This is a genomic window from Acinetobacter sp. YH12116 (genome assembly GCF_013418895.1).
Classification (GTDB): Bacteria; Pseudomonadota; Gammaproteobacteria; order Pseudomonadales; family Moraxellaceae; genus Acinetobacter; species Acinetobacter indicus.
This window is the reverse complement of record NZ_VPBE01000016.1, coordinates 13,728-35,721: the sequence shown is the minus strand read 5'-3', so window position 1 is coordinate 35,721 and position 21,994 is coordinate 13,728. Positions and strand designations below refer to the sequence as shown.

Here is a 21,994-nt window from a genome sequence, read left to right as displayed (position 1 = left end):
GAATGCGCTGCGCTCCACAAATTAAAATTGCAGCCACCTATATGCGTGGCGGTACTAGTAAAGGTGTCTTTTTCAAATTAGATGACTTACCAGTCGAAGCGCAAGTGCCTGGAAAAATTCGTGATCAGCTACTGCTACGGGTCATTGGCAGCCCGGACCCTTATGGCAAGCAGATTGATGGCATGGGCGGCGCCACTTCCAGTACCAGTAAAACCGTGATTCTGGCCAAAAGCAGCCAGCCGGAGCATGATGTCGATTATCTATTTGGTCAGGTGGCAATTGATCAGCCTTTTGTGGACTGGAGCGGTAACTGTGGCAACCTGACTGCTGCGGTGGGTGCTTTTGCCATCAGTCAGGGGCTAGTGGATGCCGATAAAATTCCGGAAAACGGTCTGTGTACCGTACGCATCTGGCAGAAAAATATTCAGAAAACCATTATCGCGCATGTGCCAATCACCAATGGTCAGGTGCAGGAAACCGGTGATTTTGAGCTGGATGGTGTGACTTTTCCGGCAGCAGAAGTACAAATTGAATTTTTAGATCCGGCCGATGATGGCGAAGAGGGCGGGGCCATGTTTCCGACTGGCAATGTGGTGGATACCTTTGTGGTACCAGATGTCGGGACTTTTCAGGCGACTTTTATTAATGCCGGTATTCCGACCATCTTTTTAAATGCCGATGAAATTGGCTATAGCGGTACCGAATTGCAGGATGACATTAATAGTAATCCGGAGGCGCTGGCGCGTTTTGAAAAAATCCGGGCCTATGGGGCCAAGCAGATGGGCTTGATTGATGATGTAGCGGAAGCGGCAAAACGTCAGCATACCCCGAAAATTGCTTTTGTCGCGCGTCCACAGAGCTATACCGCATCAAGTGGTAAAAATATTCAGGCTGAAGATGTCGATTTGCTGGTGCGTGCCTTGTCGATGGGTAAACTGCACCATGCCATGATGGGCACTGCTGCTGTGGCCATTGGGACAGCCGCTGCCGTGCCGGGGAGCTTGGTGAATCTGGCTGCTGGTGGTGGCGAGCGTGAAGCGGTGCGTTTTGGTCATCCTTCTGGGACTTTACGCGTCGGCGCGCAAGCGGTGCAGGAAAACGGTCAGTGGCAGGTGAAAAAAGCGGTGATGAGCCGTAGTGCGCGGGTGCTGATGGAAGGCTGGGTACGTGTACCGGCCGAGGTGCTGGAATAACGCTGACTTGATTTTGCCTGAATTAATGAATTCGCCTCTATGCTTAATAGGGGCGTTTTTTATGGATTGAGATCGAAAGCTGAAAAAAACTGAAATATCCGCTTGTCTGTAGTTAAGGCTTAAAAAAACTTAAATTAGAGGTACAATGCGGACAGGGGTTGGCCAGTGACGGCTAACAATCTTATAGAACAACCAATTCGAGGCAAATGTGTCATCTCTCACTGACGTCCCTGTAACCGTGTTGACTGAAGCGCAACAACGTATCCAACAAGATTTATTGACGGCCTTAGACGCTTTTGCCATTCCTGAGCCTTTAAAAGGGGCGGTCTATCATGCGGTGATGCTGGGTGGAAAACGTGTGCGTCCAGCCTTGTGTTATGCCACAGCAGCCTTAAAACCGAATATCAATATGGCGGCAGTACGCCGTGCGGCGGTGGCGATTGAGCTGATTCACTGCTATTCGCTGGCGCATGATGATTTGCCTTGTATGGACAATGATTTGCTGCGCCGTGGCCAGCCGACCTGTCATGCTGCTTTTGGTGAAGATACGGCACTGTTGGCTGGCGATATTTTACAGTCAATGGCCTTTGAGGTATTGGGCAGCCGTCTGTTTGATCAGGGGGCGGCAGTAGATGCGACAATTGTGCTAAAGCAGATGCAGATTCTGGCGACCGCGTCTTCCAAGATGGTGTGCGGACAGGTGCTGGATTTACAGGCCGAAGGCAAGCAGGTCGATCAGGCTGCGTTAGAAACGATTCATCGCAATAAAACCGGCGCCTTAATTTCTGCGGCGATTATGATGGCTGCAGTAGCGATTTTTAAGGGTACCGATCGCGCGATTCCACAACTGCGTGAATATGGGCAAGTGATTGGTCTGGCCTTCCAGGTCCAGGACGATATTCTGGATATTATTTCTGATACTGAAGTGTTAGGAAAAACTGCCGGGAAGGATGAACAGGTGGAGAAATCGACCTATCCGGCATTGATGGGGCTGGAGCAGGCACAGGCTTATGCCACAGATTTGCATGATCAGGCCCTGCAGGCGCTAGATTATTTTGCTGAAGATGCCGCCGCATTAAGAGCCATTTCACAATTTTTATGGCAACGTAAAAGTTAATTAAAAAAGCGTGTTGTCAAAACACGCTTTTTTGTTTTATTCCTGGATTTTGGCATCCGGAGCAATCAGGGCTTTGCCTTTCTTAAGGCCTTCCAGTGCAGCCTGATTAAAGTCAAACAGCAGCTTATTGTCTTTGGCATCAATATTGTAACGGCTAATCAGTTTCTGGTCACCGTCCAGGGTATCCACCGTGTACTCATCAGCAATATTTAAAATACCATCGAGGTTAATACTGGCTGAGGCTTTGTCCTGACGGAACAGCTCGTAAATATCACGTAAATCGAAAATGGCATTGTTCGCGTCTGGATGTTTCTCAATATAATTTTCAATATGACGCATAATTAGCTGGGCAAAGAGAAAGTACTCAGGATGATGGGTAAATTTTAAGCTCATGTATGTACTCCTTATTATTGAAATTTATAGTTCTTCTTAGGAATACCATAAGCCTTCAGATTGATGAAGCCTTAAGCGCTTTAGATTGCAAAAATATACAAATCACGCCGGCATTCAGGCGCAGAATAAGATCATCATTTTAATTCGGTGTAAATGAAGCCGAATACGGCTGGCAGGATTGGCCATTGCAAATTTAGTGATCAATAGCAGCGACTCACGCAAAATTTTGGAAAAATTAATAAATAAACACATCTTGATTTAGTAAAGCGATTATGGCCTGTAGGGGCCAACAGAATGGTGCTCTGGCATTTGTTTCGCGGAAAAATCATCCGAAAGACTAAGGCTTATAAGCTAGCAAGTGAAATCATAAATCAGGTACAATTGGCGGGATTAATTTTGTGTTTGGTGTATTTGAAGGCCAATACATACATTCTTTGTTAATAAATAGGCCTGCCAGGAGTTATCCCCGCATGAGTGCCATTACTCCATACGAATGGGCAATTATTGCCTTCGTGATCGGCGTTACATTTTTATGCGTCTTTATGCTCACTGTCCCGTTACTCCTAGGGGGTAAATCATGGGGCCGTGCCAAGCAGGAGCAGTTTGAGTCAGGTGTTGTGAGTGCAGGTGGTGCACGCATTCGCTTGTCTGCCAAGTTCTATTTAGTTGCGATTTTCTTCGTTGTGTTCGACTTAGAAGCCCTCTATCTCTACGCATGGGCAGCTTCTGTTCGTGAAGTAGGCTGGGTTGGTTTTGCAACTGCTGCTGTATTTATTTTAGTTTTACTCGTTGGTTTGATTTACGAACTGTCAACTGGTGCACTGAACTGGGCTCCATCTGACAAGCGTAAAGCTGCAGGGATTAAACCTAAAATCGGTTCACCAAATATGGATCTTGCAGAAATTACCCGCTTTAACTCAATTGAAGAGCTGGTAATCGACCCTACTGGTCAAATTCCTGCTCAATCTGCTGGTCATGTGAAAAAATCACAGGCTATATCATCTGATAAGGAGTAACTCGGGATGAAATATACCTTAACCCGTGCGAATCCGGATGCTGATCAATATCCACTTCAGGAGCGCCAGATCGTTACAGATCCGCTTGAAGAAGAAGTGAATAAAAATGTGTTCATGACTCGTTTAGAAGACTTGGCACATACAGCAGTAAACTGGGGGCGTAAGAACTCAGTTTGGCCGTTTAACTTTGGTACATCTTGCTGCTACGTAGAGTATGCAACGACTTTAACCGGCGTGCATGACTTGTCACGTTTTGGTGCCGAGGTTATTCGTGCTTCACCTCGTCAGGCCGACCTCATGATTGTCGCCGGTACCTGTTTCGTGAAAATGGCCCCAGTAATCCAGCGTTTGTACGAGCAAATGCTTGAGCCAAAATGGGTCATCTCAATGGGTGCATGTGCAAACTCAGGCGGTATGTACGATATTTATTCGGTTGTACAAGGTGTGGATAAAATCATTCCTGTCGATGTGTATATCCCAGGTTGCCCACCACGTCCTGAAGCCTTAATTCAGGCATTAATGTTGTTGCAAGACCAAATTCAATTAGAGCGCCGTCCGCTGTCTGCGGTGATTGGTGATGATCTTAAGCCAGTGTATAAGCCAAAGATGATGCCAGAACGTGACCGTAAGCAAGCACAGCGTATTGCGGTGAAAAACCTGCGCTCTATGGATGAAATTAAATAATTTAAGCGACAAAATCGTGGTGCACCCGTTATGGGTGTAGTTGTCGTTTAGGTTGACTGAATTTGTATTAAATAGGAAGCCAAGCCAATGGCTGAAACTGACATTGCTATGCCAGAATCAACAGCAGTTGATTCCCGCCCAGCATTTGCAATTGTAGAAGAGCTCAAAACCAAATTTGGTGAGAACTTCTATGTGCAAACGACTTTTGAAGATTTTCCAACGGTCTGGGTTGAGCGCGCACGCGTACAAGAAGTCTTGATGTTCTTGCGTACAGTGTCACGTCCATACGTGATGCTGTTTGACCTGTCTGCGGTAGATGAGCGTTTACGTACGCACCGCGACGGATTGCCTGCATCTGACTTTACCGTGTTCTATCACCTGTTGTCGTTAGAACGTAACAGCGATATCCGTGTCAAAGTTGCGCTAAATGAGAACGATCTGAATATTCCGACTGCGACCAATATCTGGCCAAATGCCAACTGGTACGAACGTGAAGCTTACGATATGTTCGGCATTAACTTCGAAGGGCATCCAATGCTCCGTCGTATCTTGCTGCCAACCTATTGGGAAGGTCACCCGCTGCGCAAGGAATATTCTGCACGTGCCACTGAATATACCCCGTATATGCAGAACCAGGCCAAGCAGGATTTTGAACAGGAACACTTACGTTTTGTACCGGAAGACTGGGGTCTGACCCGTGGTAACGAAGACGAAGACTTCATGTTCCTGAACTTGGGTCCTAACCACCCATCTGCGCACGGTGCGTTCCGTGTCATCTTGCAGCTGGATGGTGAAGAAGTAAAAGACTGTGTACCCGACATCGGCTATCACCACCGTGGTGTAGAAAAAATGGCTGAGCGTCAAACCTGGCACTCATTTATTCCGTATACCGACCGTGTCGACTACCTCGGTGGTTGTGCGCAAAACATGCCGTATGTGATGGGTGTGGAGCAGCTGGCCGGTATTCAGGTGCCAGAGCGTGCACAATGTATCCGTGTGATGATGTCGGAACTGTTCCGTATCAATAACCACTTGCTTTATATCGGTACAGCAATTCAGGATGCCGGCGGTATGACCCCAGTATTCTATATGTTCGCCGACCGTCAGAAGATTTATGACGCGATTGAAGCCATTACTGGTTACCGTATGCACCCAGCCTGGTTCCGTATTGGCGGTACCGCGCATGACCTTCCAAACAACTGGCAGCACCTGATCCGCGAGATTCTGGAGTGGATGCCAAAACGTCTGAAGGAATACCACACTGCAGCTCTGAAAAACTCGGTGTTTGAAGGCCGTACCCGCAATGTAGCGCAGTACGATGCAAAATCTGCATTGGCCTGGGGTGTGACAGGTACCGGTTTACGTGCAACAGGTATCGACTTTGACGTACGTAAATACCGTCCATACAGCGGCTATGAAAACTATGACTTCGAAGTGCCGGTGGAGTATGAAGGTGATGCCTATGCGCGTGTCATCGTTCACTACCGCGAAATCGAACAGTCTTTAAAAATCATCAAGCAGTGCTTGGATAACATGCCATCTGGTCCATATAAAGCGGATCATCCTCTGGCTGTTCCACCACCAAAAGACAAGACATTACAAGATATTGAAACCCTGATTACGCACTTCTTGAGCGTGTCTTGGGGTCCTGTCATGCCGGCAGGTGAAGCATCTGTAATGGCAGAAGTGGTGAAAGGGGCATCGAACTACTACTTGACTTCAGACAAGTCAACCATGAGTTATCGTACCCGTATCCGTACACCAACCTTCACGCACTTACAGCAAATTCCTTCGGTGATTAACGGCAGTCTGGTCTCTGACTTGATCATTTATTTAGCGACAATTGATGTCGTAATGGCTGACGTGGATCGCTAAGGGGTAAACGCATTATGATGATTTTGACTGATAAAAAGCCACGTGTGAATGTTGAAGGGATTTTAACTGCGGATGAAATCCATGAAATTGAACATCACATTGGTCACTATCCGTACCCACGTGCGGCATCTCTGGATGCGCTAAAGTGTGTACAACGCCGTAATGGCTGGATTGATGACGCACAGCTCAATGCGATTGCTCAACTGCTTTCAATCAGTGTTGCTGATTTAGAAGGGGTAGCAACGTTCTATAACCGTATTTACCGTCAACCGGTAGGTCGTCACGTTATTCTTCTGTGTGACTCTATCGCGTGCTTCTTGATGGGGGCGGAAACTTTGGCAGAAGCGTTCCAGCGCGAGCTTGGCATTCAGTTTGGTCAAACGACTGCAGATGGTCGTTTCACTTTGCTGCCAATCTGCTGTCTGGGCAACTGTGACAAAGGTCCAACGTTAATGATTGATGAAGATACTCACGGTCTGGTTGAAGTGACATCAATTAAACAGTTATTGGAGAAGTATGTATGAATACCGAACCAAAACCAATTTATGGCGACGGTAACCCAGAAACTCATCCATTAACTTGGCGTTTGAGTAAACAAGAGCATGTTCGTAATGCAGATGATTACGAAGCGCTTGATGGTTATGCCGGCTTCAAAAAAGCCATTAGCATGACACCGGCTGAAGTGCTGGATGTGGTGAAAGCTGCAACCGTTAAAGGTCGTGGTGGTGCAGGCTTCCCGGCGGGCATTAAATGGTCTTTAATGGCGCCAAACGACAATTCAGGTCCACGTTACCTGATCTGTAATGCTGACGAAATGGAACCGGGTACCTTCAAAGACCGTTTGTTGATGGAAAAACTTCCACATCAATTGATTGAAGGTATGCTAATTGCGGCTTATACACTGGAAGCGACTCACGGTTATATCTTTATCCGTGGTGAGTACATCGAAGCTGCACAATACTTAAATGAAGCAATTGAGCAGATTCGTGCCAAAGGTTACCTGGGCGACAACATCCTGGGTTCTGGCTGGAACTTCGAGCTGTATGTGCACACCGGTGCTGGCCGTTATATCTGTGGTGAAGAAACCGCACTGATTAACTCGCTGGAAGGTCGCCGTGCCAATCCGCGTACCAAACCGCCATTCCCGCAAGTTGCAGGGGCGTGGGGTCGTCCTACGATTGTCAACAACGTAGAAACCTACAACAACTTGCCAGCTATTTTGTTACGTGGTCCTGAGTGGTACATCAACCTGTCTGCGGGTAAATCTAAAGATCCAGGTACGAAAATTTACGGTGCATCAGGTAAGGTGAAATTCCCGGGTCTTTGGGAACTGCCTTTTGGTACCACTGCACGTGAAGTGATTGAAGAACATGCCGGTGGTATGCGTGACGGCCTGAAGCTGAAAGCATGGTTACCGGGTGGTGCATCAACAGACTTCCTGGCTGCTGAGCACATTGACCTGCCAATGGATGCAGAAAGCATCATGAAAGCGGGTTCACGTTTAGGTACCTGTCTGCTGATGGTAGTCGATGAAACCCAATGTATGGTTTCAGCAACCCGTAACTTAGAAGAATTCTTTGCGCGTGAATCATGTGGCTGGTGTACACCTTGCCGTGATGGTTTACCGTGGGCGGTGAAAGCACTGAAAGCACTCGAAGATGGTACGGGTACGAAAGAAGACATCGATCACTTACAGGAACTGACCCGTAAGCTTTGGATTGGTAAAACTTTCTGTGCACACGCACCAGGTGCGATGGAACCGTTAATGGGCGCACTCAAATATTTCCGTGGCGAGTTTGAAGCGAAAGTGGTGAATGCCGCAGCTCAGACCAGCAACGTAGAACAAGCTTAAGGAATTCGACTATGGCTACAATTCATGTCGATGGAAAATCGTATGAAGTCAACGGCTCAGAAAACTTGCTGCAAGCTTGTTTAAGCCTTGGCATCGACATCCCATATTTTTGTTGGCATCCATCCTTAGGTTCTGTCGGTTCTTGCCGTCAATGTGCTGTGACGCAATACGCGAATCCTGAAGATACGCGTGGTCGTCTGGTCATGTCATGTATGACGCCTGCTGCTGACAATACCTACATCTCGATTGAAGACAAAGAAGCAAAAGATTTCCGAGCTTCTGTTGTTGAATTCTTGATGACCAACCACCCGCACGACTGTCCGGTCTGTGAAGAAGGTGGTCACTGTCATTTACAGGATATGACTGTAATGACGCAACACGACCGTCGTCGTTACCGTTTCACCAAGCGTACGCATTACAACCAGGAACTGGGTTCGTTTATTGCGCACGAGATGAACCGCTGTATCGCCTGTTACCGTTGTGTGCGTTACTACAAAGACTATGCTGGCGGTACCGACTTTGGCGTGTATGCCAACGCATCACGTGTGTACTTCGGTCGTCCAGAATCAGGGACTTTAGAATCTGAATTCTCGGGTAACCTGACTGAAGTCTGCCCAACAGGTGTATTCACCGACAAAACTCACTCTGCGCGCTATAACCGTAAGTGGGACATGCAGTATGCGCCTAGCGTATGCCAAGGCTGTTCTTCAGGCTGTAACATTTCTCCAGGTGAGCGTTATGGTGAACTGCGTCGTGTAGAAAACCGTTTCAACGGTGAAGTGAACCAGTACTTTCTGTGTGACAAAGGCCGTTTCGGTACCGGTTATGTGAACCGTGAAGATCGTCCGCGTCAGCCACAATTCCGTGATGGTCAAAATGTCACGACTGTGTCTGTCGATCAGGCATTAGACACCGTGATTGAGAATCTTCAAGGCAAAAAAGTGCTGGGTGTTGGCTCACCACGTGCCTCGCTTGAATCGAACTTTGCACTGCGCGAACTGGTTGGTCAGGACAACTACTCAACCGGTATGTCGCAAAAAGAGCAAAGTCTGGTGGAACTGGCGGCATCAATCATGCAAACCGAAGGTGTTTACAACCCGGGCATGCGTGAAATTGAAAGCTATGACGCCGTGTTAATTCTGGGTGAAGATCTGACACAAACTGCACCACGTATGGCTTTATCTGTTCGTCAAGCAGCGAAAAACAAAGCCAAAGAAATGGCGGCAGAGCGCCGTACGCAAGAATGGTTGGCTGAACCTGTACAACGTATTGCACAAGATGCAAAATCTCCGATTTACATCCTTGCTGCGACACAAACACGTTTATCTGACGTTGCTGAAGGTGAAGTCGTTGCTTCTCCAAACGACATCGCGCGTTTAGGTTTTGCCGTTGCTGCTGCTGTAAAAGGCGAAGTGATTACCGGTTTAGATGACGATGCCAAAGCATTTGCGCAAACCATCGCAGATACCTTAAAAGCGGCGAAGAAGCCTTTAATCATCTCTGGTACAAGCTTACAAGACGCTGCCATCATGGAAGCTGCTGCACAAGTGGCGCAGAATCTGGGTAATGCAGGCTTAACATTGACTGTTCCTGAAGTGAACTCAATGGGCTTGGCGATCTTTGGTGGTCAGAGCTTGGAGCAAGCCTTTGCACAAGACTATGACACTGTGATTGTGGTGGAAAATGACCTTTACCGTCGTTTACCAGCGGCTCAGGTCGATGCTGCACTTGCAGGTAAAGACATTATTGTGCTGGATCACTCTGAAACTGCGACTGTGGCGAAAGCAGACATCGTACTTTCAGCAGCAAGCTTCGCTGAAGGTGATGGTACTGTGGTATCGCAAGAAGGCCGTGCACAGCGTTTCTATCAAGTGTATGACCCAAGCTACTACAAGCCGGAACTGGCGATTAAAGAATCTTGGCGCTGGTTACATGCCCTTGAAACTGGCATGAAAGGTAAAGCGATTTCATGGACCTTGCTGGATGATGTGATCGAGTCTGTAGCGAAAAACGTACCGGCATTAGAAGGTATTTTAGACGTTGCACCAGATGCGGGCTTCCGTGTCCATGGTCTGAAAGTGGCACGTGAACCACGTCGTTACTCAGGCCGTACTGCCATTCGTGCACCGCTTTCGATTCACGAACCAAAACAGCCGACCGATGTCGATTCTGCATTAACTTTCTCGATGGAAGGTTATGTCGGTAATCAGACGCCATCTGCACTGGTGCCATTTGCGTGGTCTGCAGGCTGGAACTCGCCACAGGCCTGGAACAAATTCCAGGACAACGTGGGCGGTCACTTAAAAGGTGGTGATTCAGGCGTACGTTTATTCGACCGTTTACCAAAACGTCCAGCACGTAGCTTCGTAGCACCAAGCCCTGTATTGGCCAATCCGGACAGCTTCCGTTTGGTGCCAATGCATCATATTTTTGCGTCAGGTGAATTCACCATTAAAACACCAGCGATGGAATCACGTATTCCTGAAGCCATGTTTGCCGTGGGTGAACAGGATGCAAGCCGTTTGAACCTGAAAGATGGTCAGAAGATCACTGTGAAAGCAGGCGAGACTTCAATTGTTCTTCCAGTTCAAGTGATTGAATATTTACCTACAGGTTATATTGGTTACCCAATTGGTCTAGCACCGACGGTATCTCTTGCTGAGCCTGTGTCAGTCGCGGTAGGAGTATAATTCATGGAACAAGAATTAATGCGTCAAACACCGCTTTGGGCTGAGAACTGGCCAATTGCCTATTCAGTCATTCAAGCGATTGTGATCTTGCTGGTTGTGGTACTGGTTGCAGCATTAATGTCATTTATCGAGCGTCGTCTGCTCGGTTTATGGCAAGACCGTTATGGTCCGAACCGTGTAGGTCCGGGCGGTATGTTCCAGATTGTCGCCGACATGCTGAAAATCATGTTCAAAGAAGACTGGACACCAAAATTCGCTGACAAGCTGACTTTCCGTATGGCACCTGCAGTTGCAATGGCAACTGCGGTACTGTCGTTCATGGTTATTCCTGTATCACCGTATTTAGGTGTGGCAGACATGAGCATCGGCCTGCTGTTCTTTATGGCAATGGCGGGTATTGCAGTCTATGCGGTTCTGTTTGGTGGCTGGTCATCAAATAACAAATATGCATTGCTGGGTGGTCTACGTTCTGCAGCGCAAACCATTTCTTATGAAGTGTTCCTGGGTATTTCCCTGATGGGTGTGGTGGCAATTGCCGGCTCATTCAACATGCGTGAAATTGTAGAAGCACAGCAAGACGTCTGGTTTGTAATTCCTCAGTTCTTGGGCTTCTTGATTTTCGTGGTTGCAGGTGTTGCGGTAACGCACCGTCACCCGTTTGACCAACCAGAAGCAGAACAGGAATTGGCAGAAGGTTATCACGTCGAATACGGCGGTATGAAATGGGGGATGTTCTTCGTTGCGGAATACGTCAACGTGGTGCTGATCTCTGCGCTGATCGTGACGTTATTCTTCGGTGGCTGGTTAGCGCCATTCGGACTTGATTTCTTACCTCCAGCATTCTGGTTCATTATCAAAACAGCATTCTTTGTAATGATGTTCGTTCTGGCACGTGGTTCTTTAATGCGTCCACGTTATGACCAGGTAATGAACTTTGGCTGGAAAATTTGCTTGCCATTAGCGTTGGTGAACCTGCTGGTTACTGGCGCGGTTATCTTGTGGTAAGGGCAGGGAGAACAAAATGTATAAGTTTCTAGCTGGATTTGGGTCAATCGTGCGCTCGTTGTGGATGGTGTTCAGCCACGCAACCCGCAAACGTGACACCATTTTATATCCGGAAGTGCCAGCCGAAGAAATCGTACCACCGCGTTTCCGTGGTCGTATCGTGCTTACACGTGACCCAGATGGCGAAGAGCGCTGCGTTGCCTGTAACCTGTGTGCCGTTGCGTGTCCAGTGGGCTGTATTTCACTGCAAAAAGCAGAGCAGGAAGATGGTCGTTGGTATCCGGAATTTTTCCGTATCAACTTCTCTCGCTGTATCTTCTGCGGTATGTGTGAAGAAGCCTGCCCGACAACTGCAATTCAGCTGACACCAGACTTTGAATTGGGTGAATATGTTCGTCAGGACCTGGTCTATGAAAAAGAACACTTGCTGATTTCAGGTCCGGGTAAATATCCTGACTATAACTTCTACCGTGTAACCGGTATGGCAGTTACAGGTAAAGACAAAGGTCAAGCACAAAAAGAAAGTGCACCTGTTGATGTACGGAGTCTATTACCATGATGTGGCCGTTTTATTTGATGGCACTCGTGGCCATTATCTCTACTGTTCGTGTTGTCACCAACACGAACCCAGTACATGCGTTACTGAGCTTGATCGTGTCATTACTTGCAGTTGCAGGGATGTTCATGATTGTGGGTGCACCGTTTGCCGGTGCCCTGGAAATTATTGTGTATGCCGGCGCGATCATGGTGTTATTCGTGTTCGTGGTGATGATGTTGAACTTGGGTCAGCAAACTGTTGAACAAGAGAGCAAATGGCTCAACTCATCTGCATGGGCATATCCAGCATTAATGAGCTTCTTGATGGGTCTGGTTCTGGTATGGATGCTTGCATCTGATTACTCCAGCACGCCAGCTGTCATGGGAACCGAAATTGTTGGTCCTAAAGAAGTCGGTCAAGCACTCTTTACTCACTATTTATTATTGGTTGAAGTTGCCGCGATGTTATTGCTAGCAGCCCTGGTTGCAGCATTCCACTTAGGTAAACGTGAACCAGGTGCAGAAGAGGAAAAACAATAATGGGCAACATCCCTTTAGAACATGGTTTGATCGTTGCAACCATTCTTTTTGCACTGGGTTTTTACGGTGTAATGGTGCGACGCAACCTGTTATTCATTTTAATGAGCCTTGAAATCATGATGAACGCTGCGGCACTGGCGTTTGTTCTGGCGGGTAGTGCCTGGGTACAACCAGATGGCCAGATCATGTTCATCTTGATTCTGACGCTGGCTGCGGCAGAGGCATGTATCGGTCTTGCGATCGTCCTTCAGTTCTATCATCGCTTCCATCACCTGGATGTGGATGCTGCTAGTGAGATGCGCGGATGAGTTATTTATATTTAACAATTTTGTTCCCGCTAATCGGTTTTATTTTATTAGCGGCAGGGCGTCACAATCTTCCTGAGAAAGTTGCGGCGATTATCGGGGTAGGGGCAGTTGGTCTATCGGCATTATTTGCCCTGATTGCCGGCCTTGACTTTGTCAATAACGGTAAAGAACTTTACGTTCAGCATTTGTGGACGTGGTTTAGCGTGGGTGATTTTGCCCCAGGCATCAGCTTGCAGCTTGACGGCTTATCGTTGCTGATGATGGGCATGATTACCGGTGTTGGTTTCCTGATTCATATCTTCGCATCTTGGTATATGCGTGGTGAGGAAGACTTCGCACGTTTCTTCTCTTACTTCAACCTGTTCGTGGCCAGCATGTTACTGCTGGTACTGGGCGATAACCTGGCGTTATTGTTCTTGGGTTGGGAAGGTGTAGGTCTGTGTTCTTACCTGTTAATCGGTTATTACTACCAGAACCCGGCCAACGGTTTTGCTGCAATTAAAGCATTTACCGTAACGCGTGTTGGTGATGTATTCCTGCTGATTGCACTGTTCTTACTGTACCAACAGTTCGGTACCCTGAATACACAGTACATCGTTGAGAATGCTGCTGCGGTTATGACCCAAAGCTCATCAATTACCATCTGGACAGCCTTAATGTTGTTCTTGGGTGCTGCTGGTAAATCTGCGCAAATCCCGTTACAAACCTGGTTGGCAGATGCGATGGCAGGTCCGACGCCAGTATCTGCGTTAATCCACGCGGCAACCATGGTGACTGCGGGTGTTTATCTATGCTGCCGTATGTTCAGCGTATTTGAACTTGCACCAGAAGTGATGATCTTCATTTCTATTACCGGTGCAGTAACCTTGCTGGTGGCTGGTTTTGCAGCGCTGGTTCAAACCGACATCAAACGTATTCTGGCTTACTCAACCATGAGTCAGCTCGGTTATATGTTTATGGCCGTGGGTGCTGAAGCGTACCAGGCAGGTCTGTTCCACATGCTGACTCACGCATTCTTCAAGGCATTATTATTCTTGTCTTCAGGTGCAGTGATTCTGGCTTACCATCATGAACAAAACATCTTCAAGATGGGCGGTCTGTTCTACAAGAACAAATTCCTGTTTGCATGTTTCGCGATTGGTGGCGGTGCCTTGGCAGCCATTCCATTCCTGACCATCGGCTTCTTCTCTAAAGATGCGATTCTGGCCGCGGTGTGGACACAAAGTCATTTAGCTGGCGTACCAGTCTTCAATACACTGTATTGGGTGGGTGTTGCTGGTGCGTTCTTAACGTCTATTTATACTTTCCGTTTAATCTGGGTAGTATTCTTCGGCAAAGAAAACACGCCTTATCATGAAATCAAAGGCATTACTTACTGGGCTCCACTGGCAATTCTGGCAGTGCTTTCAACGGGTCTGGCGATTGTGCTGAAAGCACCAGTGATGAGCATTCTGGATGCTGCACAAATTCCAGCCTTCATTATTCCTGAAGCGCTTGAAGCCGGTGCACATGGTGCTGAATACATCGCGATTGGGGTTGCTTTGGCAGGTCTTGCTGTTGGCGTGGTGCTGTTTGCGTTTGCTTACAATGCCGTAAAAGGCTTTGCTCAGACTTCTCTGGGTTCAGGTCTGGCCAATATCTGCCGTAATGCACTTGGTTTCGATGCGTTGTATGACATCGTATTCGTGAAGCCTTACCTGCTTATCGCTAAAATTTTAGGTCGCGATCCGATTGATGGCTTGTGGCTGGTGCTTCCTGCAATTGTTAAAGCAGGCAACAGCTTTACCAGTTCACGTCAAACCGGTTCATTGCGCGAATACGCCTCTAGTATGGCCCTCGGTGTTGTTGTTTTACTGCTGGTCGTGGTCGTGACTCAGGTCGTGGGGAAATAAGATGGAAGCTCCAAACAATATCATTTTACCCGCACTGATCCTCGTTCCGTTCATTGCAGGTTTTATTTGTTGGATCGTCGACAAGCTCGACGACAAACTGCCGCGCTATATTGCGCTGGTGGGTATGCTGGTAACGCTGGGTCTGACCCTGGCGTTATGGCAATCAGGTACGTATCAATATGAATTGGGTGCACAGGTTCCAAGCTGGGCTGCCCAATTCCAGTTGCCTTGGATTCAAACCTTGGGCATTAACATTCACCTGGCGGTAGATGGCTTATCATTACTCATGGTTGGCCTGACAGCGCTGCTGGGTATTTTGGCCGTCGGCTGTTCTTGGGGTGAAATCCAGAAGAACGTGGGCTTCTTCCACCTGAACCTGTTATGGTCTTTAGGTGGCGTAATTGGTGTATTCCTGGCGATTGACCTGTTCCTGTTCTTCTTCTTCTGGGAGATGATGCTGGTTCCAATCTACTTCCTGATTGCGCTTTGGGGGCATAAAGGGGCAGATGGTAAATCGCGTGTTTACGCAGCAACCAAGTTCTTCATCTATACACAGGTTGCAGGTCTGATCATGCTGATCGGTATCCTGGGGCTGGTGATTTACGGTTACATGCTGTCAGGTACCATCTCGTTCAACTACCACTATCTGTTAGCGGTGGCGAATACGCTTGATGCACAGTTACCAGCAGTGGCTTATGCCTTCATGATCTGTATGTTCATCGGCTTTGCGGTAAAACTTCCAGTTTTCCCGTTACACGGCTGGTTACCAGATGCCCACGCACAGGCACCAACAGCAGGTTCTGTTGACCTTGCAGGTATCTTGATTAAGACTGCAGCGTACGGTTTACTCCGTTTTGTGATTCCATTCTTCCCGGCGGCTTCTGCACAGTTTGCAGACATCGCGATTATTTTCGGTTTAATTGGTATTTTCTACGGCGCTTGGTGTGCCTTCCAGCAAACCGATATGAAACGCCTGTTGGCTTATACCTCTATTTCGCACATGGGCTTTGTGTTACTGGCGATTTACGCAGGTAATATCCTGACTTACCAAGGCTTAATGATCATGATGCTGGCACATGGCTTGTCATCTGCTGCATTGTTCATTATGTGTGGTCAGGTCTATGAACGTGTGCATACCCGTGACATGCGTCTGATGGGTGGTATTCGTGGTCAATTCCCGTATCTGGCCTTCTTCCTGATGTTCTTCGTGGCAGCATTGGTCGGTATCCCGGGTCTGGGTAACTTTATTGGTGAATTCCTGATTCTGATGGGTTCATTCAACCAGTTCCCTGTATTTACAATCATTGCTGCAGTGAGTCTGGTGTTTGCAGGTCTTTATGGTCTGATCCTGATTCACAAAGCATTATTTGGTACACCAAACGAAGAGCAAAAACAGCATTACAGCAATCCGTTAAAAGATCTGGATGCGCGTGAAATTGTGATTCTGTTAATTTGTGCCGTTGGTCTGTTATGGCTTGGTCTGTATCCACAAAGCTTCCTTGATATTTCCAATTCAAGCATGGCGTGGTTAGCAAACAGCTACATTCCAGTTCAAGAGCTAGTTGACGTGACCGAACAGGTAAGCACTCAACTCGAAAATGTGGAGATCCAATAAGTCATGAACTTCACAATGTCATTTTCCGAGCTTATGCCATTAGCTCCTGTGATGATCGTGGCTTTAACTGCGATCGTCGTGATGATTCTCACCGCAATCAAGCGTAACCATAACCTGATTGCGACAGCATCTGTAGTGGGCTTAAACCTTGCTGCAGCGTATATTCTGCTCTCATTATTCGGTGGTGCTTTTGCACCAGCGAATGTCATGGGCATGTTTATGATTGATCAGTTCACACTGGTTTATCAGTTACTGATCCTGGTTGCTGCACTGGCTTGCTGTACCTTGTCACATGCTTATATTGAAAGCTATAAAGACAATCGTGAAGAGCTGTACATCCTGATGTTGTCCTCAGTTGCAGGCGCAATGCTCATGGTGGCAAGCTCGCACTATGCTTCATTCTTCATCAGCCTGGAATTGATGTCGATTCCGGTGTATGGCTTGTTAGCCTATACGCATCAGCGCTCGAAGTCTTTAGAAGCAGGGGTGAAATACCTGGTACTTTCAGCAACCGCATCTGCGATGTTGCTGATGGGTATGGCGTATATTTATGCCTACACCGGTTCACTGTCATTCTATGACTCTGTACAGGCGCTTATGCAGAACCTGCACCAGCCACTGGTCATTTTAGGTATTGCCTTAATTATCTTTGCGGTTGCATTCAAACTGTCTTTGGCACCATTCCACAAATGGACACCAGATGTGTATGCGGGTGCACCAGCACCAATCGCGACCTTTCTGGCGACGGCTGCCAAAGTGGCGACCATTGGTCTGTTCGTACGTTATTTGCTGACTTCAGGTGCCATCCTGCAAGAATCAGTTATTACACTGCTGACCATTATTGCCGTGCTGTCGATTGTTGTCGGTAACTTCCTGGCGGTACGCCAAGTGAACCTGAAGCGTGTTTTGGCATACTCTTCAATCGCACACTTCGGTTATCTGCTGATCGGTCTGATCAGTCTGACTTATGCCAGCTTGGGTAATGTGACTGTTTATGTAATTACCTATGTATTAACCACGATTGGTGCCTTCGGTGCCGTAGCGTTAATGTCGAGTCCATATAACAACACTTCAGAAGCAGAAAGTCTGGCTGAATACCGTGGTCTGTTCTGGCGTCGTCCAGTGCTGACTGCTGTATTAACCGTGATGATGCTGTCTCTGGCCGGTATTCCACTGACTGCAGGCTTTATTGGTAAGTTCCTGATTGTCATGGCTGCGGTAACAACCCAGCACTGGTTCCTGGCAGCGATGATTATTGTCGGTTCGGGTATTGGTCTATATTACTATTTACGTGTGATGGTGGTGATGTATATGACTCCGCCAGAAACACCAAAAATGGATGCAGTCGATCACTGGGGTCAACGCGTTGGCGGGATCATGGTTCTGCTGGCTGCACTGGCGGTATTGGTGATTGGTGTTTATCCGGATCCAATTATCCAGATGGCGCTTGAAGCCGAGATTTTATCTCCAATTCACTTCATGCTGTCTCAGCAATAATCTTGAAAAAGAGAATTGTCTAGCAAAAAGCCCTCAATATTTGAGGGCTTTTTTGTTTTTATCAGGGTCAAAAAATGATTATAATAGACGGAATTTTATCTTAACCTTTTAGGTGTTCTCCCGTGGCTATCCATGAAATTCGTCATCCGCTCATTCGTCATAAACTCGGTTTACTGCGTCGTGCAGATATCAGCACTAAAAACTTCCGCGAGCTGGCGCAAGAAGTGACCATGCTGTTGACCTATGAGGCGACCAAAGATTTGCCAATGGTCGAGCATGAAATTGACGGCTGGAATGGTGCGGTCACGGTAGACCGTATTGCCGGTAAAAAAATTACGGTGGTACCAATTTTACGTGCCGGTATTGGCATGCTGGATGGTTTCCTGAACCTGATTCCAAGCGCCAAAGTGTCTGTACTGGGCTTAGAGCGTGATGAAGAAACGCTGGAAGCACGTACCTACTACAAAAAACTGGTACCGGATGTACAAAACCGTATTGCCATGATCATTGACCCAATGTTGGCCACCGGTTCATCTTTAGTGGCGGCGATTGATGTGTTAAAAGCCAGCGGCTGTAAAGATATTCGCGTGATGGTGCTGGTGGCTGCGCCAGAAGGCATTCAGCGTGTAGAAGCAGCGCATCCGGATGTGGTAATTTTCACTGCCTCTGTGGATCAGGGCCTGAATGAAAATGGCTATATCGTACCGGGCCTGGGTGATGCCGGTGACAAAATTTTCGGTTCCGTGCAAAAAGACTGATTTTGCTAGTGAACAGAGAAGGGGCTTTTATAGCCTCTTTTTTATATATTAAGCTTGAAGCGCAAAAGGGGGACAGGTCGATGAGCAACGAACAATATCAGGGTAAAGTTAAGCAATACAACGCAGACAAGGGTTACGGCTTTATTGCCTGTCCGGAAGGCGAAGTGTTTTTTCATATTTCCGATTTCCCGGCCGATGGGATAGAACCGAAGCGAAATGACCGGGTGAAATTTAATGTGGTCAAAAACGGCAACAAGTTTAAAGCAGTGAAAATTGAGCGGGTTGAAGACCAGTCGGCCAAAGCCAAAAAATCCAAAGTGGCCGCCCATAACCAGTCGATTACTTCTTCCCTGCTGTCCAATTTCCGACGTTAGTACTGAGGTAGAATTTATATATTCTGCTTAAGTCGAGTATAAGAATAGAAAAGAGGCTTTTTAGCTTCTTTTTTATTACAATTATTAAAAATATCAAAGATAAGAGCGCATTATGTTTCAAGAGGGGAAAATCAAAAGCTATCATGAAGATCGTGGTTTTGGTTTTATTCAGATAGAGAAAGAGTCAAAAGATTTATTTTTCCACATCAAAGATTTTCCCAATAAGAATGTTCCACCTAAAATCGGTGAAAATCTAAAATTTATAATTGTTGAAGATGCAGGAAAATTTAAAGCCGCGAATATTGTGCGCTTAGACCTAAAAGTATCAGAGCCTGCTGAACAGAACAATCTACGATACAGAAATATCGAGGGTAAAGTTTCGTCAAGAGATAAAAAGAAGTCTTCATGGCTTAACTCAAAGATCATTACTGTATTAGGCTTAATCATTATTTTAGGATTAAGTATTTTGGTATATAAGAAATATCAAGAATATCAAGCTCAGAAACAGCAAAAACTTGAAGAACTGATGATTGCTCAGCAACAGATCGTAGCTGAGCAAAGAGCGGTACATGGCGAATTACCGGAACTTGGACTTAGTGAAAAAGGGAAAAAGAATTTAGAAAATGTCCAAGAGAATGTAGAGCAAGCGCTGCCGGTAAGTAGCAGCTCATCTGAACAATTTAAATGTGATGGCCGCGAGCATTGTAGTCAGATGAAGTCTTATGAGGAGGCTTTATTCTTTATTCGTAATTGCCCAAATACCAAAATGGATGGTGATGGCGACGGGATTCCATGTGAAAGCCAATTTCGATAAGGTATGAAAAAAGCGCCTGCAGGCGCTTTTTTTATGGATTAAATACAGTCTTATTTGCTGTCACAGAACTTCATAAAGGCTTTCAGACCTGGACCCTGGTATTTCTGACGATGCACCAGCATAAATAAAGGCCGCGCCAGTTGCCAGAATGGAGTGTCTAAAATCACCAGCTGGCCTTTTTCACGTAAAGGCTCAATCGCCAGTTTTGAAATACAGGACATGCCTAAGCCGCCGGCCACAATTTTCAGAATGGCTTCATTATGACCCAGGGTTAAACGGATTTTGGCATCTGGCACATCTTTTAAAATGGCGTTATCAAATACTTCACGCGTGCCTGAACCTTCTTCTCGTAAAATCCATTCCACCTGTTTAAAGTCTTCTGCGGTTAAGGCACGGTCTAGCTGCGCCAGCGGATGATTCGGTGAACAGCAGACTGCCAGTTCATCATCACGCCAGTGGATACATTGCAGCTGCGGTAAATGACAGGAACCTTCAATCAGGGCTAAATCGAGCTGGAACTGGTTGACTGCTTCAATCATTTGACGGGTATTACCGACTTGCAGCTGTAAATGCGCCTGTGGCTGAATTTGCAGGAAGTTGGCCATTAAATCTGGCATCAGGTAATCGGAAATGGTCAGGGTCGCGCCCAGGCGCAAATCAATGCTTTGCAGCTCGCCTTTGGCGGCCTGTTCAAAGGCTTCACAGCGGCCTAGAATTTCAAGCGCCTGCGGGAGTAAAAAACGGCCCAGATCATTCAATTGCAGGCGTTTACCTAAACGGTCAAACAATGGTGCGCCTAAACCATCTTCCAGATCTGCTAAAGCCATACTCGCCGCACTTTGCGTCAGTTTGACGGCATCACTGGCCTTGGTTACTGTGCCTTCTTGAGCGACTGCTACAAAAACAGCCAATTGGCGTAAAGTCATGCGCATGAATATAGCCTTAACATTTAAAAAATATTAATAAATTATGCTGCCATGCTACCATGAGCGCAGTCTTTCATGCCACGTACAAATTATGTCAATTGAAAAATTTAGCCTAGAAACGGTGTTATCTGTACATCGCTGGACCGATACCTTGTTCAGCTTTACCATGACGCGTCCAGCCCACTTTAAATTTACTGCCGGGCAATTTGCGCGTATTGGCCTTAAAGTCGGCGATGAACTGGTGGTGCGGGCCTATTCAGTGGTGTCCTCACCTTTTGATGAAACCCTGGAATTCTTTTCAATTGTCGTACCCGATGGGGCCTTTACTTCCAATCTGCAACATCTGCAGGTTGGCGATGAGCTGTATCTGGAAAAAGTACCGTATGGCTTTTTAACCTTGGCGCGCTATCAGTTGCCTTTGCCACAAGACTTATGGCTTTTGGGTACCGGCACCGGACTGGCGCCATTCCTGTCGATGCTGCAAGATTTTGACACCTGGAATAAATACCAGCATATCCATCTGGTCTATAGTGTCCGTACTGCCGCTGAACTGGCCTATGTCGAGCGGATTGAAGAAATTGCAGCGACTTTTGGCGAAGGGCATACAGGTTTTAAATTTGTGCCGATTATTACCCGTGATCCGAACGCACCTTTGCATGACCGTCTGCCGGTGTTAATCGCCAATGGCGAGCTGGAAAAAGCCGTGGGCCTGTCTTTTAATCCGGACAGCAGTCATGTGATGCTATGTGGTAACCCACAAATGGTGGAAGATACCAAAGAAGCCCTAAAAGCGCGTGGCCTGAGCATGAACCGCCGTGGAGAAGGCAATATTGCAGTAGAAAACTACTGGTAAGCTTGAGTGCTACAGGTTTGATTTGATGATCTGCTGTTTTCAGCCCGGTTTATTG

General features: G+C 47.0%; 21 protein-coding genes. 19 read left to right on the top strand and 2 right to left on the bottom strand.

Features of this window, described 5'->3' with window-relative positions; genetic code table 11:
- Positions 1-2: 2 nt before the first annotated feature.
- Together prpF and FTU54_RS10355 are read left to right on the top strand one after the other, a co-directional pair.
- The gene (prpF, locus tag FTU54_RS10360) at positions 3-1,193 is read left to right on the top strand and encodes a 2-methylaconitate cis-trans isomerase PrpF (protein WP_160242898.1); all 1,191 of its coding nucleotides are present in this window, start codon (positions 3-5) and stop codon (positions 1,191-1,193) included.
- Positions 1,194-1,401: 208 nt separating this feature from the next.
- A complete protein-coding gene (locus FTU54_RS10355) occupies positions 1,402-2,310 on the top strand; it encodes a farnesyl diphosphate synthase (RefSeq protein ID WP_180074722.1) in 909 nt (302 codons plus the stop codon).
- A gap of 36 nt (positions 2,311-2,346) precedes the next feature.
- Here FTU54_RS10355 and FTU54_RS10350 read toward each other — a convergent pair whose 3' ends face one another.
- On the bottom strand, positions 2,347-2,703 hold the full coding sequence (locus FTU54_RS10350; protein WP_104505625.1) for a hypothetical protein: 357 nt from the start codon (positions 2,701-2,703) through the stop codon (positions 2,347-2,349).
- Between the two features lie 470 nt (positions 2,704-3,173).
- On the opposite strand from FTU54_RS10350, the gene ndhC reads away from it, so the two are divergent.
- The 16 genes from ndhC to FTU54_RS10270 all read left to right on the top strand — a co-directional run bounded on the left by ndhC (position 3,174) and on the right by FTU54_RS10270 (position 20,160).
- Positions 3,174-3,719, top strand: a complete 546-nt coding sequence (gene ndhC, locus FTU54_RS10345) for an NADH-quinone oxidoreductase subunit A (RefSeq protein WP_005179655.1) — start codon at positions 3,174-3,176, stop codon at positions 3,717-3,719.
- A 6-nt stretch (positions 3,720-3,725) separates the two neighbouring features.
- Positions 3,726-4,403, top strand: coding sequence for an NADH-quinone oxidoreductase subunit B family protein (locus FTU54_RS10340; RefSeq protein WP_005179652.1), 678 nt, complete (start codon positions 3,726-3,728; stop codon positions 4,401-4,403).
- Between the two features lie 87 nt (positions 4,404-4,490).
- Complete coding sequence (gene nuoC, locus FTU54_RS10335; protein ID WP_005179647.1) at positions 4,491-6,278, top strand: NADH-quinone oxidoreductase subunit C/D; 1,788 nt, start codon at positions 4,491-4,493, stop codon at positions 6,276-6,278.
- Between the two features lie 14 nt (positions 6,279-6,292).
- The gene (nuoE, locus tag FTU54_RS10330; RefSeq protein WP_005179645.1) at positions 6,293-6,802 is read left to right on the top strand and encodes an NADH-quinone oxidoreductase subunit NuoE; all 510 of its coding nucleotides are present in this window, start codon (positions 6,293-6,295) and stop codon (positions 6,800-6,802) included.
- Positions 6,799-8,130, top strand: coding sequence for an NADH-quinone oxidoreductase subunit NuoF (gene nuoF, locus FTU54_RS10325; RefSeq protein ID WP_005179643.1), 1,332 nt, complete (start codon positions 6,799-6,801; stop codon positions 8,128-8,130). Before nuoE ends, nuoF begins: the two co-directional genes overlap by 4 nt.
- A gap of 11 nt (positions 8,131-8,141) precedes the next feature.
- On the top strand, positions 8,142-10,820 hold the full coding sequence (gene nuoG / locus FTU54_RS10320) for an NADH-quinone oxidoreductase subunit NuoG (RefSeq protein WP_180074721.1): 2,679 nt from the start codon (positions 8,142-8,144) through the stop codon (positions 10,818-10,820).
- Positions 10,821-10,823: 3 nt separating this feature from the next.
- Positions 10,824-11,825 carry an NADH-quinone oxidoreductase subunit NuoH gene (nuoH, locus tag FTU54_RS10315; RefSeq protein ID WP_005179637.1) on the top strand — a complete coding sequence of 334 codons (1,002 nt, stop codon included), beginning with the start codon at positions 10,824-10,826 and terminating at the stop codon, positions 11,823-11,825.
- A 16-nt stretch (positions 11,826-11,841) separates the two neighbouring features.
- Positions 11,842-12,384, top strand: coding sequence for an NADH-quinone oxidoreductase subunit NuoI (gene nuoI, locus FTU54_RS10310; protein ID WP_005179629.1), 543 nt, complete (start codon positions 11,842-11,844; stop codon positions 12,382-12,384).
- On the top strand, positions 12,384-12,902 hold the full coding sequence (gene nuoJ, locus FTU54_RS10305) for an NADH-quinone oxidoreductase subunit J (protein WP_171065113.1): 519 nt from the start codon (positions 12,384-12,386) through the stop codon (positions 12,900-12,902). Before nuoI ends, nuoJ begins: the two co-directional genes overlap by 1 nt.
- The gene (gene nuoK / locus FTU54_RS10300) at positions 12,902-13,210 is read left to right on the top strand and encodes an NADH-quinone oxidoreductase subunit NuoK (protein WP_005179622.1); all 309 of its coding nucleotides are present in this window, start codon (positions 12,902-12,904) and stop codon (positions 13,208-13,210) included. Before nuoJ ends, nuoK begins: the two co-directional genes overlap by 1 nt.
- Positions 13,207-15,102, top strand: a complete 1,896-nt coding sequence (gene nuoL, locus FTU54_RS10295) for an NADH-quinone oxidoreductase subunit L (RefSeq protein ID WP_005179621.1) — start codon at positions 13,207-13,209, stop codon at positions 15,100-15,102. The genes nuoK and nuoL overlap by 4 nt, the downstream gene beginning before the upstream one ends.
- Position 15,103: 1 nt before the next feature.
- Positions 15,104-16,717 carry an NADH-quinone oxidoreductase subunit M gene (nuoM, locus tag FTU54_RS10290; protein ID WP_075174598.1) on the top strand — a complete coding sequence of 538 codons (1,614 nt, stop codon included), beginning with the start codon at positions 15,104-15,106 and terminating at the stop codon, positions 16,715-16,717.
- 3 nt (positions 16,718-16,720) lie between these two features.
- Positions 16,721-18,214 carry an NADH-quinone oxidoreductase subunit NuoN gene (gene nuoN, locus FTU54_RS10285; RefSeq protein ID WP_005179615.1) on the top strand — a complete coding sequence of 498 codons (1,494 nt, stop codon included), beginning with the start codon at positions 16,721-16,723 and terminating at the stop codon, positions 18,212-18,214.
- 122 nt (positions 18,215-18,336) lie between these two features.
- Positions 18,337-18,972: a uracil phosphoribosyltransferase gene (gene upp, locus FTU54_RS10280; protein ID WP_045796291.1), complete on the top strand. Its 636-nt coding sequence runs from the start codon at positions 18,337-18,339 to the stop codon at positions 18,970-18,972.
- Between the two features lie 80 nt (positions 18,973-19,052).
- Positions 19,053-19,346: a cold-shock protein gene (locus FTU54_RS10275; RefSeq protein ID WP_005179613.1), complete on the top strand. Its 294-nt coding sequence runs from the start codon at positions 19,053-19,055 to the stop codon at positions 19,344-19,346.
- 112 nt (positions 19,347-19,458) lie between these two features.
- The gene (locus FTU54_RS10270; RefSeq protein ID WP_016659365.1) at positions 19,459-20,160 is read left to right on the top strand and encodes a cold shock domain-containing protein; all 702 of its coding nucleotides are present in this window, start codon (positions 19,459-19,461) and stop codon (positions 20,158-20,160) included.
- A gap of 50 nt (positions 20,161-20,210) precedes the next feature.
- Here FTU54_RS10270 and gigC read toward each other — a convergent pair whose 3' ends face one another.
- The gene (gene gigC, locus FTU54_RS10265; protein ID WP_005179612.1) at positions 20,211-21,092 is read right to left on the bottom strand and encodes a LysR family transcriptional regulator GigC; all 882 of its coding nucleotides are present in this window, start codon (positions 21,090-21,092) and stop codon (positions 20,211-20,213) included.
- A gap of 85 nt (positions 21,093-21,177) precedes the next feature.
- Here gigC and FTU54_RS10260 point away from each other — a divergent pair, with 85 nt between their 5' ends.
- Entirely contained in the window at positions 21,178-21,939 is a 762-nt protein-coding gene (locus FTU54_RS10260; RefSeq protein WP_034597870.1) for a ferredoxin--NADP reductase, read from the top strand.
- Positions 21,940-21,994 lie beyond the last annotated feature (55 nt).

Coding starts and splice junctions, on each gene's coding strand:
- FTU54_RS10275 (WP_005179613.1), top strand. CDS start 19,053: ATGAGCAACGAACAATATCAGGGTAAAGTTAAGCAATACAACGCAGAC.
- FTU54_RS10350 (WP_104505625.1), bottom strand. CDS start 2,703: ATGAGCTTAAAATTTACCCATCATCCTGAGTACTTTCTCTTTGCCCAG.
- ndhC (WP_005179655.1), top strand. CDS start 3,174: ATGAGTGCCATTACTCCATACGAATGGGCAATTATTGCCTTCGTGATC.
- nuoI (WP_005179629.1), top strand. CDS start 11,842: ATGTATAAGTTTCTAGCTGGATTTGGGTCAATCGTGCGCTCGTTGTGG.
- FTU54_RS10340 (WP_005179652.1), top strand. CDS start 3,726: ATGAAATATACCTTAACCCGTGCGAATCCGGATGCTGATCAATATCCA.
- nuoM (WP_075174598.1), top strand. CDS start 15,104: ATGGAAGCTCCAAACAATATCATTTTACCCGCACTGATCCTCGTTCCG.
- prpF (WP_160242898.1), top strand. CDS start 3: ATGCGCTGCGCTCCACAAATTAAAATTGCAGCCACCTATATGCGTGGC.
- nuoJ (WP_171065113.1), top strand. CDS start 12,384: ATGTGGCCGTTTTATTTGATGGCACTCGTGGCCATTATCTCTACTGTT.
- nuoE (WP_005179645.1), top strand. CDS start 6,293: ATGATGATTTTGACTGATAAAAAGCCACGTGTGAATGTTGAAGGGATT.
- nuoF (WP_005179643.1), top strand. CDS start 6,799: ATGAATACCGAACCAAAACCAATTTATGGCGACGGTAACCCAGAAACT.
- nuoK (WP_005179622.1), top strand. CDS start 12,902: ATGGGCAACATCCCTTTAGAACATGGTTTGATCGTTGCAACCATTCTT.
- gigC (WP_005179612.1), bottom strand. CDS start 21,092: ATGCGCATGACTTTACGCCAATTGGCTGTTTTTGTAGCAGTCGCTCAA.
- nuoN (WP_005179615.1), top strand. CDS start 16,721: ATGAACTTCACAATGTCATTTTCCGAGCTTATGCCATTAGCTCCTGTG.
- nuoH (WP_005179637.1), top strand. CDS start 10,824: ATGGAACAAGAATTAATGCGTCAAACACCGCTTTGGGCTGAGAACTGG.
- nuoC (WP_005179647.1), top strand. CDS start 4,491: ATGGCTGAAACTGACATTGCTATGCCAGAATCAACAGCAGTTGATTCC.
- nuoL (WP_005179621.1), top strand. CDS start 13,207: ATGAGTTATTTATATTTAACAATTTTGTTCCCGCTAATCGGTTTTATT.
- nuoG (WP_180074721.1), top strand. CDS start 8,142: ATGGCTACAATTCATGTCGATGGAAAATCGTATGAAGTCAACGGCTCA.
- FTU54_RS10270 (WP_016659365.1), top strand. CDS start 19,459: ATGTTTCAAGAGGGGAAAATCAAAAGCTATCATGAAGATCGTGGTTTT.
- FTU54_RS10260 (WP_034597870.1), top strand. CDS start 21,178: ATGTCAATTGAAAAATTTAGCCTAGAAACGGTGTTATCTGTACATCGC.